Below are 17,662 nucleotides of genomic sequence, written 5' to 3' on the forward strand. Positions count from 1 at the left end.
AGTAATCATGACTTATTGCCGGTGGCGTTCTTAAGGGCCATACGGGCCGTGATGCGCAGGCGCAGCAAGCGCCATAAAATCCAGACCAGCGTGGCAGTGGCAATGCTTGCCGTCAGTAAATAAGTATCGTTGTAAGCCAGAATATTTGCCTCAAGCGCCGTCACCGTCTGGAGCTGGGTAATGGCCTGGGTGCCCAGCAGGGAACTGTCGCCAATCAGGCTTTTATACATCTGGGTGTAAAGCTGAATACGTTCGTTCACCAGCGGGTTCAGGGTGGTGAGCTGGTCGGCCAGCAGGCTGGAATGGTACTTCTCGCGCCAGGTCTGGAAGGTGCCGAGGATCGCGGAACCCAGCAGGCCACCAAGGTTCTGACTCATGCCAAACATCACGGAAAAGCTGACCAGGTTGCGCGGGTCGGCGATCACCCCGCCAATGGCGGCCAGCATCGCAGGCGCGAGGAAGAAAGCGCTGCCGAAGCCCAGCAGGAACTGGCTTAACATCAGCTGATCCGGTCGGGTCAGGTTGTTGGACTGGCTGTCCAGCAGCGAGGCGATAATCATCAGCGCCAGCGAGGTGATAATCGGCCAGGCCAGTTTAGTGGGTTTAATCGTCAGGCAACTGGTGACGATACCGCAGACAATCCCGGCGAAAATAGCCCATGCCAGATGGGTCATCTGTTCATTCTGTAGGCCTACATATTGCAGCCAGCCGATGACGCCGGTGTTCTGCTCCGCCAGCACGATGCGGATCAGCAGCATAATCAGCCCCAGGCGTACGATGCTGCCGCTGGAGAGCCAACGCGTATTGAGCAGCGGGTTGCTGCGGTTATGCTCAAACACAATCGCTGAGACAATCAGCACCAGCGAGAGGGCCAGCGCCCAGCCGATCCACGGCGCTTCAAACCACCAGTCCAGACGCCCTAACGACAGAACCGCGCACAGCAGCGCCATGCCGGGTGCCAGCAAAAAGAAGGTGATGAAATCTTTCTTCTCGAAAACTTTGCGCCGATCGCCCGGGGGCAGCTTTAGCACCATCACGCAGGCCAGCGATATCAGGGCCAGCCCCAGTTCGAAGAAGTACAGTCCGCGCCACTCGTCAAGCTGTAACAGCTCGGTGGAGAACAGCCGCGCCAGCGGGATCGCCAGCGACGATCCGGTAATGCCGATGGTCAGCGCCTTCAGTCGATGCTTCGCGGGCCAGGCCTGTATCTGGTAATAAATGCCGAGCGAGCTGAGCGCGGCGGCGACCATCCCGTGCGCCGCACGCACCATCAGCGCCGAGCTGAGATCGTTCACAAACAGGTGGAAAAAGGTGACCAGCACATACAGCACCAGGAAGCCTTCCGTAAACGCGCGTAAACCGTACTGCTGGCGAAACTTCACCAGCAGCAGGTTTATGGAGACGTTGGTCATAACATAGACCGCGGGCAGCCAGGCGATTTCGGTTGACCAGGCGCCGAAGGTGCCTTGCAGATTTTGCAGATTGGCGGTGACGACCGCGTTACCCAGCGCCCCGGTCAAACACACCAACAGGCCGACCACGCCATAGGCGATCCGTTTTGGAGTGGGATGTTCCGGGGTGGAAGGGGAACCCAGCAGGGCGGGTTTCTCGTGTTGCTGCCACTCGCGAGGAGCATAAGGGTCGCGTTGGGGCAGGCGCATAACGGGGTTTACCTTTCAAAAAGTTGAATTGTGAGCGGGCTAATGATTCTACGGTTGCCGCAAATCATAATTCAAGTGAATACGATTTTCTCTTGTTAATCAAATGTGAGGGGCATTGAAAATGTCGTAGCCCGTTTTTTCAGCCTTCATGCCATAGCATGACGCGCTGAAAGGGGGATAATCGAAGGCTCTGTATGCTGTAAGGAGGTAACGATGACAATGGCACTTTTCCCCTGTCTGCCTGGCACAACCCTCGACGCCGTGAATACCGTCGGGGCGTGGCTTGCTCAGGATGACTATCAGGACAACCAGCCCGTTGATCTGGTGATTCTGGCGGGTAACGCGGTTATTCCCGCGATTGATGCTGCCTGTAAAATCGCGGCTGAACAGAGTGTTCCTCTGATCATCAGCGGCGGGATCGGTCACTCGACGACTTTCCTTTACGCCGCGATTGCGAAACACCCCCGCTACAACAGGATACCCACCACCGGGCGGGCCGAGGCGGCTATCCTGGCCGACATCGCCCGCGAGTTCTGGAATATTCCGGCTGAGAAACTGCACGTTGAGGACCAGTCCACCAACTGCGGGGAAAACGCCCGCTTCAGCTGGGCGTTGATGAAACAATCCGGGCTGAACGCCGCACGTGTGCTGGTGGTGCAGGACCCGACGATGCAGCGTCGCACAATGGCTACGTTTGCCCGCGTATGCCGCGACGAGAGCGTATCGCCCGCCTGGGTGAGTCACCCCGGCCTGACCCCGGTGCTGCAAAACAGCGACGACGGTCTGGTCTTTAGCGGCCCGGTTGAGGGGTTATGGCCGGTAGAGCGCTACCTGTCGCTGGTGCTGGGTGAACTTCCGCGATTAAGGGACGACATTAACGGCTACGGTCCGGCGGGGCGTGACTTTATTGCCCACGTCGACATCCCCGCCGAGGTGGAGTTGGCGTGGCAGACCTTGCGAAACGACGTCATTCTCACCGACGCGCTGGTGAGCCGTTCTCTGCTGTAGCGATCTGCCCGTTTGCGCCATCTTTTACGCAAACGGGCATCTCATGTTGCCGATTTGTAATTCCTGAAGCGTGCTGACCCGTTTCTTTTATGAGATATCTCACAAAAACAGGCTCATACAGTAGGCATTTGCCCCGGTAATTATAATTTTTAACAATAAGTTTACTTGTTGAATACAGTGTAATTACAGGAGCAGGTTATGACAGTACCCGTACAACATCCTATGTATATCGATGGACAGTTTGTTGCCTGGCAGGGTGATGCATGGATTGATGTGATCAATCCGGCCACGGAAGAGGTCATTTCCCGTATTCCCGACGGCGGTGCCGAGGATGCCCGCAAAGCCATTGATGCGGCAGAGCGCGCGCAGGCTGGATGGGAGGCGCTGCCTGCCATTGAACGCGCAGGCTGGCTGCGCAAAATATCCGCCGGGATCCGCGAGCGCGTCAGTGAAATCAGCGCGCTGATTGTGGCCGAAGGCGGCAAGATCCAGCAGCTGGCGGAAGTGGAAGTGAACTTTACCGCTGACTATATCGACTATATGGCCGAGTGGGCGCGCCGTTATGAAGGGGAAATCATTCAGAGCGACCGTCCGGGCGAGAATATTCTGGTGTTTAAACGCGCCCTCGGCGTGACCACCGGCATCCTGCCGTGGAACTTTCCCTTCTTCCTGATCGCCCGTAAGCTCGCTCCCGCGCTGATTACCGGCAACACTATCGTTATCAAGCCGAGCGAATTTACCCCAAACAACGCCATTGCGTTCGCCAAAATCGTCGACGAGATTGGCCTGCCGAAAGGCGTCTTTAACCTGGTGCTGGGCCGCGGTGAAACCGTTGGACAGGAGCTGGCCGGGAACCCGAAAGTGGCGATGGTAAGCATGACCGGCAGCGTCGGGGCGGGCGAGAAGATCATGGCAGCGGCTGCGAAAAACATCACCAAAGTGGGGCTGGAGCTGGGCGGTAAAGCACCGGCTATCGTGATGGACGATGCCGACCTCGAGCTGGCCGTGAAGGCCATTGTCGATTCACGCGTCATCAACACCGGACAGGTCTGTAACTGCGCTGAACGTGTTTACGTCCAGAAAGGGATCTACGACCGCTTTGTCAATCGTCTGGGCGAGGCCATGAAAGCCGTCCAGTTCGGTAATCCGGCGGAACGAACCGACATTGCCATGGGGCCGCTGATCAATGCCGCCGCGCTGGAGCGCGTGGAGCAGAAGGTGGCGCGCGCGGTACAGGAAGGGGCAAAAGTTGTCCTTGGCGGTAAAGCGGCAGAAGGTAAAGGGTATTTCTATCCCCCAACGCTGCTGCTGGACGTGCGTCAGGATATGACCATCATGCACGAAGAGACCTTTGGTCCGGTGCTGCCCGTGGTGGTTTTCGACACGCTGGAAGAGGCGCTGAAAATGGCCAACGACAGTGATTACGGTTTAACCTCGTCTGTTTATACGCAGGATCTGAACGTCGCCATGAAAGCCATTAAAGGGCTTAAGTTCGGTGAGACCTACATTAACCGCGAAAACTTTGAAGCGATGCAGGGCTTCCATGCGGGCTGGCGGAAATCCGGTATCGGCGGGGCGGACGGTAAACACGGTCTGAATGAGTATTTGCAGACGCAGGTGGTCTATTTGCAGTCGTAATCAAGAGCCCCCTCCGTGCGAGGGGGTTCACATTTTCAGGAAAGGTGGTTATGTTGGCGCGTTGGTTGTTATTTATCGGGAAACGACATGCGCACAAAATATACGGGTCTGCAAATCAGCATTCACTGGCTGGTTTTTCTGTTAGTTATTATGGCCTATTGCGCCATGGAGTTCAGGGGATGGTTCCCGCGAAGCGATCGTCCGCTCATTAATATGATCCACGTTTCCTGCGGGATCAGCATCCTGGTGCTGATGGTGGCGCGCCTGCTTATTCGCCTTAAATTCCCGGCTCCGCCTATTCAACCGAAGCCAAAAGCAATGATCACCGGGCTGTCTCATCTGGGGCACCTGGTTATCTACCTGCTGTTCATTGCGCTGCCGCTGATCGGCATCGTGATGATGTATAACCGGGGAAATGACTGGTTTGCCTTTGGCCTGACGATGCCGCATGCGGCGGAGGGGAATTTCGACCTGGTTGACATGTTAAAAGAGTGGCACGTGACCCTGGCGAATCTGGGCTATTTCGTCATTGGTTTGCACGCCTTTGCCGCGCTAATGCATCACTACTTCTGGAAGGACAACACGCTGCTGCGCATGATGCCGAAAAAGCGTCAGTAAACGATAATGCCCTGCCAGTCCGCAGGGCATTTTTTTCGCTGTTTATTAGAGCTGCGCGCGCTCCTGCGCCGTTAACTTCAGCGTCTGGGTTGAACCCGTATCCGACGATTTTACCGCCGCTTCCAGCACCGCCATCACCGCCAGCGCTTCCACCGGATGAACCGGATTATCAATCTTGCCGTTCAGGGCATCGCGCACGTTGATATAGTATTGTCGCTGATCGCCTTTTGGCGCAGGGATAGCGCTGGCTTCACCCTGAGCATTAAACAGCACCATATCGTCGCTGTCTTCACCCCAGCTTTCGCTGCCCGGAATGACGCCCGCCAGCAGCTGGGCTTCCTGCTGATCGATGCGCGCTTTCACCACGCTGGCTTTGTCGCCGTGGACCGTAAAGCGTGAAACGCCGCCCGCCACCAGCATGCTGCAATGGAGGATCACTTTGTGTTCAGGATAATTCAGCACCACGTGCGCCCAGTCGTTAATCTCTGCGCCGTCACGCAGCGTGGCGATGTTGCCCTGCACCGACTGTGGCAGTCCAAAAAGCTGTAGCGTCTGGTCAATCATGTGCGGGCCTAAGTCGAACCACAGGCCGCTGCCGGGAACGTTTTGCTCTCTCCAGCGCACGCGAACTTCCGGGCGGAAACGATCGATATGTGACTCAAGGTGTTTTACCTTGCCGATGCTGCCTTGCGCAATCACCTGCTTAATGCCGAGAAAATCGCTGTCCCAGCGGCGGTTATGGAAGACAGAGAGCAGCAGCTGTTTTTCTTCAGCCAGCGCAATCAGATCCCGCGCTTCCTGCATATCCAGCGTGAACGGCTTATCGACCACCACGTGCTTGCCGGCGTTCAGGGCCAGCGTAGCCAGCGGCGCATGGGTCGCGTTGGGGGAGGCGATCACCACCAGGTCGATATCCGGATGCTGAATGGCCTCTTCTGGCGTGGCGACAACGAGGACGTCGGGCAGATCGCGTTTGACCTTCTCTTCATCCCGGGATGAGACCACCGCCAGCTTCAGGCCATCGACGGACCGGATCAGCGGGGCATGAAACGTCTTACCTACAAAACCATACCCGATCAGCGCAATATTGATTGTCTTCACTTTATTCATGATCTACTCCACGTTAATGCGCGCAAACGGTAACCTGCAAGGCGCCAGGGTCCCCGAGCTCTGCCCAGGGACGATCTAAAAACAGTTGATGAATCTGGGATAACCCCGAAACCAGATACGGTTCGCACTGGTTGAGCTTCAGGTGATCGGCGACTACCCAGCGCGCCTGGCTTGCGGCCAGCATGGCTCGCTTAACCTCGGCATCCGCCTCCTGACTGGCGCTTAACCCGAGCTCGGCATGAATGGCGCATGCGCCAAGAATGGCGATATCTGCCCGGTAGCGAGAGAGCAGGGAAAGGGTGGCACTTCCGGCAAACAGGCGCTGTTTCTGATCCCACTTTCCACCGAGCAGGATCAGGTCAATATCCTCCCGAGCGCTAACCAGCTGGGCGATATCGAGAGAAGGGGTAATGATGGTCAGCGGCCCCTGAAGGAAAGAGGCAACGGCCAGTATTGTGCTTCCCGCGTCCAGAAAAAGCGTCGAGCCCGCAGGCACATGTTGCGCCACCTGTTTACCCAATTGCTGCTTAATTTCAGGAAGCAAGGTATTCCTGCTGACACGGGTCATCGTCGAGAGATTGAGTGCGATGGCTCCGCCATGGTTTTTTTGCGCAAGGCCCTGCTTTTCCAGGTCGGTCAAATCGCGACGGATGGTGTCAGCCGATACCTGTAGCCTTTCTGCCAGCTCGGTGATGCTGGCCTGGCCTTGTTCACTAATAATATCAAGCACATATTTCTGTCTGGCGGTTTTATGCATGAGGGCACTATCCTGCAAAATGTCGCAATATCTCGCAGTTTACAGCATTTTGCAGGAAAAGAAATGAGGCAGGCGTGCAATGTTATCTAAAAACAGTTTAATGAGGTTATTATTGATATCGCATTAATCATTCTTCAAAAACATGTATTTAACTTTTATCCAGGTTGTTATTGCTATGTTTTACATAGGGATTTGGGTTAAGTTGCCAGTTTGCAGACGGTAATTGGATTTTTTATCTAATTTATAATTAAAAAATAGTGCTTGTATCTATATAGGTTCAAGTGAATAGCATAATAGTTCAATTTTATCCGCCGAATTACTTAAGTTGACACTTCTTTGAAAATCTTTGTGTCTGATTCGAGATGAAATTAACGCAAAAATGTACATCAGGCCATTTCGGAATTTTCCTTTAATTACAGGGGTTTTATAAGTTTCATTTAAAACGCGTCTTATAGCGTTTTGTCCAGAAACCCCATCTTTTTTCTTGTTTGCAACACCACGTTAACATTGCGGGTGTGGTTGCACATATCACATTTTGTTATGCTGCAAATCAATTAATTTTTAAGTAAATTCTTAAAATAAAATAGACGTAGTACGGCTCTCATCTCAAATGAAATGGGTATGGGGAACTATTACCTGAATTTATCAAACAGGAGTGGGGGAATATTTGAAAAAATATTTATACCTCTTCATGGGTAATTATTTAGCCATTACCTGGAGTCGGAGGAGATAATGAAGATGAAATGCAATAACAGGTTGCTTAAATTATCTGCTTCACTGACCTTCATTTCGCTGGTGGTGACTGCGGCGCATGCAAATAACGGCCCGGTGGGAATATCGCCCGTTGCGGCAATGACAATGAAAGAAAGTATTCTTTTCGCACTGGACCGCGATCCGTCGGTGAGCCAGCAGGCGGCACAGCTGGGGATCGGCCAGGCGCAAATAGATGAAGCGCGCAGTGCCTGGATGCCACAAATTGCCCTGAACGGGAGCACCGGTCACAGCCAGACCACCGATTCGAGCGGCTCGTTGCGAAATTCCGCTGCCTGGGGCCTGAGCCTGACGCAGCTGGTGTACGATTTTGGCAAGACCAACAACAGCATCAGCCAGTCTTCAGCGCAGCGTGACAGCTATCGCTATCAGCTGATGGGCACGATATCTGCCGTCGCGGAAAAAACGGCCCTCAGCTATGTGGAGGTCAAGCGCTACAGCGATCTGTTGCAGGCGGCAACAGAGAACGTGCAGGCGCTTAAAAACGTTGAGCAACTGGCAAAACTCCGCGCCGATGCTGGCGTAAGCTCCACCTCTGACGAGCTTCAGACCCGTACCCGTATCGCCGGTATGCAGGCCACGGTAGAGCAGTACAATGCGTCCCTGAACAGCGCCCGCGCGCGGCTGGCGGTATTAACCGGCATACAGGCTGAACGCTATTCACCGGTACCTGGAAGTCTGGCCGTGGAGCCGGGTTCTCTCAATCGTATTGATTATTCACTGATTCCTGCGGTGATGGCCGCACAGAACATGGAGCGTTCCGCTCAGTATGGGGTCGAAACCGCGAAGTCTCAGCACTGGCCGACCTTGAGCCTGAAAGGGGGCCGGACCCGGTATGAGTCGGATAATCGCGCCTACTGGGATGACCAGATCCAGCTCAATATTGACGCACCGCTTTATCAGGGCGGCGCGGTCTCGGCGCGCGTGCGTCAGGCTGAAGGGGCAAGGGCGATGGCATCGACTCAGGTCGATCAGGCCCGTTTTGATGTCCTGCAAAAAGCCTCCGTCGCGCAGGCCGACTGGACCGGAGCGCGAGGACGAATGGAGGCCGGGAAACGACAGCTGGAAAATGCGCTGCGCGCCCGCGACGTCTACAAAAATGAATATACCCTGAGCAAGCGCAGCATTAACGATCTGCTCAGCGTGGAACAGGATGTCTGGGCTGCTACCTCAGCAAAAATAATGGCTGAATACGATGGCTGGAGTGCGGCGATTAATTACGCATCCGCAGTGGATAATCTCATGCCGCTTATCGGAATCGAGAAAAACGCTGCCGCGAAGCTACCTGATTTGAGTTAAAAAAAGGCGCGCCTTTCTGCGCGAAATAAGTAAGACAATAATGGGTGATTTTTCCCAGGGATAGCTACATCCATCTGGTGGACATATCCACAGGAATACGCGCACCTGCAAGGAGAAGAATATGAGTAACGCAAAAGTTGTTGATGTCATCATTCGAAAAACGGCAGAAAAAACAAAATTAACCGGTGAAGGAAATCTGTCTGTCTCTATTTCATCGCCGAGCGTAATTGAAATTCAGGGCTCTGCTCAGGACGTGGTGCGGTATGTCCGCCAGGGGAATGACCTCCTCATTTATATGAAAGATGGCAGCGTGATTCGCTGCAATAATTATTTTGTGGAAGATCCTGAGACGCAAAACCACTCAGAGCTGGTCTTCAACGATAATCAGGAACTGACGCACATTTCTTTCGCCGATGCCGGTGAAGCATCGGGCGTTGCCGCCACGGAATTAACCGCGCAGGCGACACCTATCAGCAGCATTGAGCCTTTCCTGGAGCAGGGAGGCGTCTTAAGCGATGCGCCGTGGGGCTGGATTGCCGGGGCGGCGTTAGGGGGCGGGGCCATTGGTGCGCTGCTTTCTCACGGCGGTGACGGCGAAACCAAAATAAAAGTTATTGATAATACTAAAGAAGTAGAGAGCGCGACGCCAACGTTTTTGCTGACGGATAAAGCGGGTGACAAGCAGGGTGTGCTGAGTGCAAAAGAGGTCACGGACGATAACACCCCAACCTTCAGCGGTACCGGGCAGCCTGGCGCGACCATTCAGATTAAGGACGGTAGCGGCAGCACCATCGCCAGCACCATGGTCGCGAAAGACGGCACCTGGACCGTAAAACTCCCGACCCAGGCGGACGGCGAGCATACCTGGTCTGTCGTGCAGATCGACGGCAGTAAAACGACCTCTGCGGGCAGCATCACCGTTACCGTATCCACGGCAGATGCCACCGTTACGCTTGCCACGACGGCGGGCGATAACGTGATCAACGCCAGCGAACAGTCTGCGGGCTTTACGCTCTCGGGTGCCAGCAAAAATCTGGCGCAGGGCACCGAACTGACCGTTACGCTGAACGGCAAATCCTATACAGCTGAAGTGGGCGCAAACGGCGCATGGAGCGTGAAGGTGCCTGCCGCAGATGCGCAGGCGCTGGGCGATGGCACCTGGACAGTGAACGTCAGCGGTAAGGATGCGGCGGGGAATACCGTGAGCGGCAGCCAGACCATTGGCGTTGATACCGCTGCGCCAGCGATCACTGTCGACACGATCGCGCAGGATAACGTCATCAATGCGGCTGAACACCATCAGCCCCTGACGCTGACCGGTAAAACGGATGCCGAAGCGGGGCAGATTGTCACCGTGACCCTGAACGGCAAAAATCATACCGCGACGGTGGGCAGCGACGGCTCATGGTCCGTCACGCTGCCGGCCAGCGAGGTACAGGCGCTGGCAAATGGCGAGCATACCCTGACGGTTAACGTCAGCGACAAAGCCGGAAACGGTTCATCCGCGACTGCCGATTTCACCGTGGATACCGCCGCGCCGGTTGTGACTATCAACACCGTTGCGGGCGACGATATCCTGAACACCAGCGAACAAGGTCAGGCGCAGATTGTTTCCGGCCATGCGAACGGCGCGGCAGCGGGTGATGTCGTCACCGTGACCCTCGGCGGCAAGACCTTTACCGGTGTTGTCCAGGCGGACGGCAGCTGGAGCGTAGGGATACCGGCCTCTGTTATCGGCACGTTGGGTGAGGGGAGCCATACTGTTTCTGTCTCCGTCACCGATGCGGCGGGCAATACCGGCAGCGCGACGCACGGTATTACGCTCAGCGGCAACCCGCCAGAATTCACGATTGACGCCATCAGCCAGGATAACGTCCTGAATGCGCAGGAGGCTATGCAGCCCCTGAGCCTCAGCGGAACCAGTAATCTGCCGAACGGCAGCGCCGTCACCGTGACCCTGAATAACGTGAGCTATCAGGCCACCGTTGAGAACGGCACCTGGTCCGTTCAGGTGCCGGTTTCCGACGTGCTGGGCCTGGCAAATACCCTTTACACCGTCAGCGTCAGCGGCACCGACAGCGTGGGTAACAGCGGCTCCGCCGAGGCGAATCTGCTGGTCGATACCGTGTTGCCGAAGGTGATCATCAACACCTTTGCGGGGGATAACCTGGTCAATAACGTCGAAGCGGCGGTGGACCAGACCCTTAGCGGACGCGTGACCGGCGCGGCGGCGGGCGATACCGTCGCAATCAGCGTGGGTGGCAAAAGCTACACCGCGACGGTTGGCGGCGATCTGACCTGGAGCGTGACGATCCCATCCGCAGACATTCAGGCGTTTGGCGACGGCGGGCTTACCTTCAGTGCCTCCGTCACCAATGCGCACGGCAATACCGGCACCGGCGAGCGTGATATCAACATCAACACCGGACTTCCGGGCCTGCGCGTCAATACCATCTCTGGCGATGACGTGATCAACGCCATCGAACAGCAGCAGGATCTGACCGTGACCGGCTCCAGTACCCATCTGGCTGCCGGCACGCCGATCGTCGTCACCATCAATAATATTGAGTACGCCGCCGTGATTACCGCCAGCGGCAGCTGGCAGATTGGCGTGCCCGCGTCTGACCTTAAGGCATGGACCGCGGGCGGCATGACCGTTAGCGTCAGTGCTGAAGACGCCTGGGGCAACACCGTTGTGGCTGAACACCCGATTGAGCTTGATCTGAACGCCGTGGCCGTCACCATCAATACGGTAACCGCTGACGATATGCTCAACGCTGCGGAAAAAGGAGCGGATTTAACGCTTTCCGGCCAGACGCAGGGCGTAGAGGCGGGCCAGACCGTGGTGGTGAAATTCGCGGATCGGACCTTTACCGCGCAGGTGCAGCAGGACGGCTCATGGAGCCTGACCGTCCCGGCGAACGCCATGGAAACGCTGATCGACGGGCGGGCGCAGGTGAGCGTCAGCGTGACCAACGTCAGCGGCAACAGCGCGGACGCCTCACGCGTGGTGACCGTCGATACGCAGCCGCCGGCCATTACGCTCGATAACCTGACCGACGACAACATCATCAATGCGGCAGAAGCGCAGCAGGATTTGGTGCTCAGCGGCAGTACCACCGCTGAAGCGGGTCAGACGGTCACCGTGACGCTGAACGGCAAAAACTATCAAACCACTGTACAGGCTGACGGCACGTGGACGCTGAACGTGCCTGCCGCCGACGTTGGCGCGCTAACCGATGGCCCGATCACCGTTACGGCTACCGTCAGCGACGTGGCGGGTAACAGCAGCAGCGCGGATCGCGTTGGGCTGGTGGATGCCACCGTGCCGCAGGTGACCATTAATGACTTTGTCACCGACACCAACACCGTTAACCAGCTGGCCCATTCTCAGGCGCAGATCCTGAGCGGCTCCGTCACCGGCGCGGCGGCGGGCGATTTGGTCACCATTACCATTAATAACGTGGACTATACCACTGCGGTGGACGCGGCGGGCAACTGGAGCCTCGGCCTGCCTGCATCCGTCGTTCAGGGGCTGACGGACGGCACCTGGACCATTAACGTCTCCGTGACCGATCGGTCCGGCAACACCGGCAGCAATTCTCTGGATGTGGTGGTGAATACCGTGACGCCTGTTATCGGTATTAACACGCTGGCCGTAGATGACGTGATCAATGCGGCAGAGAAGGGCGAAGATCTGCGGCTTTCCGGTACCAGCAATCAGCCGGAAGGGACCACCATCACCGTAAACCTGAACGGTATCAACTACACCGCCACCACCAACGCCAGCGGCGGCTGGAGCGTCACCGTGCCCGCCTCTGCGGTGAGCGCGCTGGGCGAAGCCAGTTACACCGTGACGGCGAGCGTGACCGACAATGTGGGTAACAGCGCCTCAACCTCGCACGATGTGCTGGTAGACAGCTCGCTGCCGGTAGTCACTATCAACACTTTCGCAACCGACAATATCGTCAACGCGGCGGAAGTGGCCGCAGGGCAAACCCTGACCGGGAAGGTCTCAAACGCGGCATCGGGCGATACCGTCACGATTATCCTCGGCGGGCAAACATACACGGCAACCGTGCAGGACGATCTCACCTGGAGCCTGCCGCTAACCCAGAGCCAGTTAACCGCGCTTGGCAACGGCGATCTGACCGTATCGGCCAGCGTCACTAACGCGCACGGCAATACCGGTTCGTCTTCTCTGGACGTCACCATCGACGCCCAGCTGCCCGGCCTGCGCATTGATATCGTCGCCGGTGACGACGTGATTAACGTCATCGAACACGCGCAGAACCTGGTTATCTCCGGCACCAGCACCGACCTGGCGGCGGGCAGCACCGTAACCGTCACCATTAACGGCAAGAATTATTCTGCCTCGGTACTGGCGGACGGTACCTGGCAGGCAGCGGTTCCGGCGGCAGACGTCTCCCAATGGGCGGACGGTTCGCTCACCATTAGCGCCAGCGCGCAGGATGCCTCCGGTAACCCGGTGAACATTGGCACCGTTGTGGATGTCGATCTCGCCCCGGTAGCGATTAGCATCAACAGCGTGACGGACGACAACGTGCTTAACGCGGCGGAAAAAGGCCAGGATCTGGTGCTTTCCGGCTCTTCCTCAAACGTTGAAGCGGGCCAGATCGTTACCGTCAGCGTCGCGGGTAAAACGTATACCACGACGGTCGATGCCAACGGCGACTGGCGCTACACCGTTCCGGCTGCCGATCTGAACGGCCTGAAGGACGGCGATGCCAGCGTGCAGGTCAGCGTGACCAATGTGAACGGCAATGCGGCCTCCTCTTCGCAGGTCTTTAGCGTCGACACCGCCGCGCCAGTGGTGACCATCAGTACCATCAGCGGCGACAACATGCTGAATGCGGCTGAGGCAGCGCAGGATCTGACCCTGAGCGGGACGTCCACTGCCGAAGCAGGCCAGACGGTTACCGTAACCTTCAACGGCAACCAGTACACCGCGCAGGTGCAGGCTGACGGCAGCTGGACGCTCGACGTGCCGGCTGCGGATCTGGCGGGCATCTCCGACGGTAACGCCACGGTCACGGCTTCCGTATCCGACAAAGCGGGCAACCCGGCCAGCGCGGATGCTGCCGTGCTGGTGGATACCACCGTGCCGCAGATTAGCTTCAACCTCGTCGCGGGCGACGACATTGTGAATATTGCCGAGCACGGCCAGGCGCTGATTGTTTCCGGCAAGGTGACGGGCGCACAGGCGGGCGACGTCATTACCGTAACCCTGAACGGCAAAGACTACACCGCGATGCTGGACGGTGCCGGAAGCTGGAGCGTGGGCGTTCCGGCGGCAGACGTGGGCGCGCTGGCTGGCGGGCATCAGACAATCTCCGCCACCCTCACCGATAAGGCGGGTAACAGCACCACGGCCACGCATGATCTTGACGTCTCCCTGACGGCACCGACGATTGCCATTGATACCCTGGCGGTTGACGACGTCATCAATGCCACCGAGAAAGGCCAGGATCTGCTGCTTTCCGGAACCAGCAACCAGCCGGAAGGCACAGCGATTACCGTGAACCTCAACGGCATCAACTACGCCGCGACCACCAACGCCAGCGGCGGCTGGAGCGTGACCGTTCCGGCGGCGAACGTCTCTGCGCTGGGTGAAGCGACCTATACCGTCACGGCAAGCGTGACCGATAGCGCAGGCAACGGCGCGAACGCCAGCCACAGCGTGCTGGTCGACAGCGCGCTGCCGCAGATCACCATCAACGCAATCGCCACCGATGACGTGATTAACGCAGCGGAAGTCGCTTCCGGACAAACCCTGAGCGGGAAGGTGAGCGGTGCCGCGAGTGGTGACACTGTCACAATTTCGGTGGGTGGCAATACCTATACGACAACCGTGCAGGACGATTTGAGCTGGTCGGTTAACGTCGCGTCTGACGTGTTAACCGCCATCGGCAACGGCGACCTGACCGTATCCGCCAGCGTGACTAACGGCCACGGTAATACCGGATCCGGCGAGCGCGACATCACGATTGATGCCAACCTGCCTGGCCTGCGGGTCGATAAGGTGGCGGGCGACGACGTGATCAACAGCATCGAACACGCTCAAAACCTGATTATCACCGGCTCCAGCGACGGTCTGGCAGCGGGTTCAGCACTGACGGTGACCGTTAACGGTAAAACTTACGCGGCCTCCGTACTGGCAGACGGGACCTGGACGGCCGCCGTTCCGGCAGCAGACGTCGGCGCGCTGAGCGCAGGCACCGTCACCGTGACCGTTGAAGGCCAGAGCGCAGCGGGCAACCCGGTTTCTATCAGCCACGACGTGAAGGTCGACCTGGCGACGGTTGCTATCAGCATTGACGCTATCGCTACCGACGACGTGATTAATGCGGCAGAAAAAGGCGCAGATCTGGTGCTGTCGGGTGCCACCAGCAACGTGGAAGAGAACCAGACGGTTTACATCACGTTCGGCGGCAAGTCCTACACGGCGAAAGTGGATGCCAGCGGCAACTGGACGGCGACCGTGCCGTCGGCGGATCTGGCTGGTCTGAAGGATGGCGACGCCAGCGTGCAGGTGAGCGTAACCAACGTGAACGGCAACAGCGCCTCGGCGGGACGCGAGTACGGCGTGGACGCCACCGCGCCGACGGTATCTGTCGAGATCGTCAGCGACAACAACATCATCAATGCCGCCGAAGCGCAGCAGGATCTGGTCGTCAACGGTACCTCTAACGCCGAAGCGGGCCAGACCGTGACCGTGACGCTGAACGACGTGGATTACACCACCACCGTGCAGGCAAACGGCAGCTGGAGCGTGACCGTGCCTTCTGCGGATGTCGGCGCGATTAACGACGGCAACTACACGATCACGGCAGCGGTATCCGATAAGGCCGGCAACCCGGCTTCGGCGGGTCGCGACGTGCTGGTCGATACCACCGTGCCACAGCTGACCATTGACGTCGTTTCCAATGACGACGTGATCAACAGCGCCGAGCACGGGCAGGCTCTGATCGTCACCGGCTCAGTGACCGGCGCGGCGGCGGGCGACGTGGTGACCGTTACCATCAATAACAAAGATTACACGGCGACGCTGGATGCTTCCGGCAACTGGAGCGTGGGCGTGCCTGCGGCGGACGTCGGTGCCCTGACCGCCGGGGATTACACTATCACCGCGGCGCTTACCGACAAAGCCGGAAACAACAACAGCGCGACGCGCGAGGTGGAAGTCAACCTGAGCGCGCCGGTGCTGACCATCGACACCGTCTCCGATGACGATGTGATCAACAGCAGCGAGAAAACGCAGGATCTGACCATCACCGGTACGGCTTCCGGACTGGCGACGGGCGCGGTGGTGACCGTGATGCTCAACGGCAAAGCCTACAGCGCCACGGTTGAGGCCAACGGCCAATGGTCCACGACCGTTCCGGCGAGCGAGGTAGGTCAACTGGGTGAGGCGCTTTACACCGTCACTGCCTCGGCAACGGACAGCGTCGGCAACAGCACCAGCACCTCGCACACCGTGAACGTGGAGTCCGTACTGCCTGGCGTCACGATCAACACCGTGGCAGGCGACGACGTCATCAACGCGGCAGAAGTGGCCGCAGGCCAGACCATCAGCGGCACCGTGGTGAATGCCGAAGCGGGCAATACCGTGACCGTGAAGATTGGCGGCAACAGCTACACCGCAACGGTGCAGAGCGATTTGACCTGGTCCGTCTCTGTACCGGAATCGGTCCTGACGGCGCTGGGCAACGGCGATCTGACTGTAACCGCCAGCGTCACGAACGGCGTGGGCAACAGCGGCAGCGGCGAGCGTGAGATCACCATCGACGCCAGCCTGCCGGGCCTGCGCGTGGACATCGTGGCCGGCGATGACGTGATCAACAGCATCGAACACGGACAGAATCTGATTATTACCGGTTCCAGCAATGGCCTGAGCGCAGGCACGGCGCTGACCGTTACCGTCAACGGCAAAACTTATCCCGCGACGGTACTGGCGGACGGTACATGGAGCGCGGCTCTCCCTTCTGCGGACGTAAGTGCCCTGGCAGCGGGCACCGTCACCGTGACCGTTGAGGGCCAGAGCAGCGCGGGCAATCCGGTTTCCATCAGCCACAATGTGACGGTGGATCTGGCGAACGTCGCTATCAGCATCGACGCCATTGCCACCGACGACGTGATTAACGCGGCTGAGAAGGGCGTGGATCTGGTGCTTTCCGGCACCACCTCAAACGTGGAGGAAAATCAGACCGTCACCATCACCTTTGGCGGCAAGCACTACACCGCCACGGTGGACGCGGCGGGTAAGTGGACCGCCACGGTGCCGGCTGCGGATCTGGCGGGCCTCAAGGACGGCGCCGCCAGCGTGCAGGTGAGCGTCACCAACGTCAACGGCAACAGCGCTTCGGCTGGCCGCGAGTACAGCGTGGATGCCACCGCGCCGTCCGTCACCATCAACACGATTGCGACTGACGACATCCTGAACGCCACGGAAGCGCAGTCTGACCTGACAGTTTCCGGCACCAGCACCGCCGAGGCGGGCCAGACGGTCACCGTGTCGCTGAACGGCAAGGACTACACCACAACCGTCGGTACGAACGGCAACTGGACGCTGAACGTTCCGGCGGCGGATCTGGCGGCGCTCAGCGACGGCAGCGTGACCGTAACCGCGAGCGTGAGTGACAAGGCGGGCAACCCGGCGTCGGCAAACCATAACCTGACGGTGGATATGACCGTTCCGGCGGTCACCATCCACGCTATTGCAGATGACGACGTGATTAACGTCGCCGAGCACGGTCAGGCGCAGATTATCAGCGGCACA

Annotated in this window: 8 protein-coding genes; 5 read left to right on the forward strand and 3 right to left on the reverse strand. The window is 58.0% G+C overall.

Going from position 1 to position 17,662, the window contains the following annotated elements; genetic code table 11:
• Positions 1 to 5: 5 nt before the first annotated feature.
• On the reverse strand, positions 6 to 1,661 hold the full coding sequence (locus tag E0L16_RS17905; RefSeq protein WP_165498421.1) for an MFS transporter: 1,656 nt from the start codon (positions 1,659 to 1,661) through the stop codon (positions 6 to 8).
• A 213-nt stretch (positions 1,662 to 1,874) separates the two neighbouring features.
• On the opposite strand from E0L16_RS17905, the gene E0L16_RS17910 reads away from it, so the two are divergent.
• The 3 genes from E0L16_RS17910 (at position 1,875) to cybB (ending at position 4,925) form a co-directional block, all read left to right on the forward strand.
• Positions 1,875 to 2,669, forward strand: coding sequence for a YdcF family protein (locus tag E0L16_RS17910; protein WP_131637643.1), 795 nt, complete (start codon positions 1,875 to 1,877; stop codon positions 2,667 to 2,669).
• A 198-nt stretch (positions 2,670 to 2,867) separates the two neighbouring features.
• The gene (gene aldA / locus E0L16_RS17915; protein WP_063866765.1) at positions 2,868 to 4,307 is read left to right on the forward strand and encodes an aldehyde dehydrogenase; all 1,440 of its coding nucleotides are present in this window, start codon (positions 2,868 to 2,870) and stop codon (positions 4,305 to 4,307) included.
• An 87-nt stretch (positions 4,308 to 4,394) separates the two neighbouring features.
• On the forward strand, positions 4,395 to 4,925 hold the full coding sequence (gene cybB, locus E0L16_RS17920; protein WP_131637645.1) for a cytochrome b561: 531 nt from the start codon (positions 4,395 to 4,397) through the stop codon (positions 4,923 to 4,925).
• 45 nt (positions 4,926 to 4,970) lie between these two features.
• On the opposite strand, the gene E0L16_RS17925 is transcribed toward cybB, so the two are convergent.
• Positions 4,971 to 6,035, reverse strand: coding sequence for an oxidoreductase (locus E0L16_RS17925; RefSeq protein ID WP_131637647.1), 1,065 nt, complete (start codon positions 6,033 to 6,035; stop codon positions 4,971 to 4,973).
• A 13-nt stretch (positions 6,036 to 6,048) separates the two neighbouring features.
• The gene (locus E0L16_RS17930; RefSeq protein WP_107535317.1) at positions 6,049 to 6,792 is read right to left on the reverse strand and encodes a DeoR/GlpR family DNA-binding transcription regulator; all 744 of its coding nucleotides are present in this window, start codon (positions 6,790 to 6,792) and stop codon (positions 6,049 to 6,051) included.
• A gap of 732 nt (positions 6,793 to 7,524) precedes the next feature.
• Between E0L16_RS17930 and E0L16_RS17935 the strand changes: the two genes are divergently transcribed.
• Positions 7,525 to 8,862 carry a TolC family outer membrane protein gene (locus E0L16_RS17935; protein ID WP_112792287.1) on the forward strand — a complete coding sequence of 446 codons (1,338 nt, stop codon included), beginning with the start codon at positions 7,525 to 7,527 and terminating at the stop codon, positions 8,860 to 8,862.
• Positions 8,863 to 8,983: 121 nt separating this feature from the next.
• Positions 8,984 to 17,662 (forward strand): Ig-like domain-containing protein (locus E0L16_RS17940; RefSeq protein ID WP_131637649.1); only part of this gene is annotated, 8,679 nt, incomplete at its 3' end.

Origin of the sequence: Enterobacter quasihormaechei (assembly GCF_004331385.1) — a bacterium.
Taxonomy (GTDB): domain Bacteria; phylum Pseudomonadota; class Gammaproteobacteria; order Enterobacterales; family Enterobacteriaceae; genus Enterobacter; species Enterobacter quasihormaechei.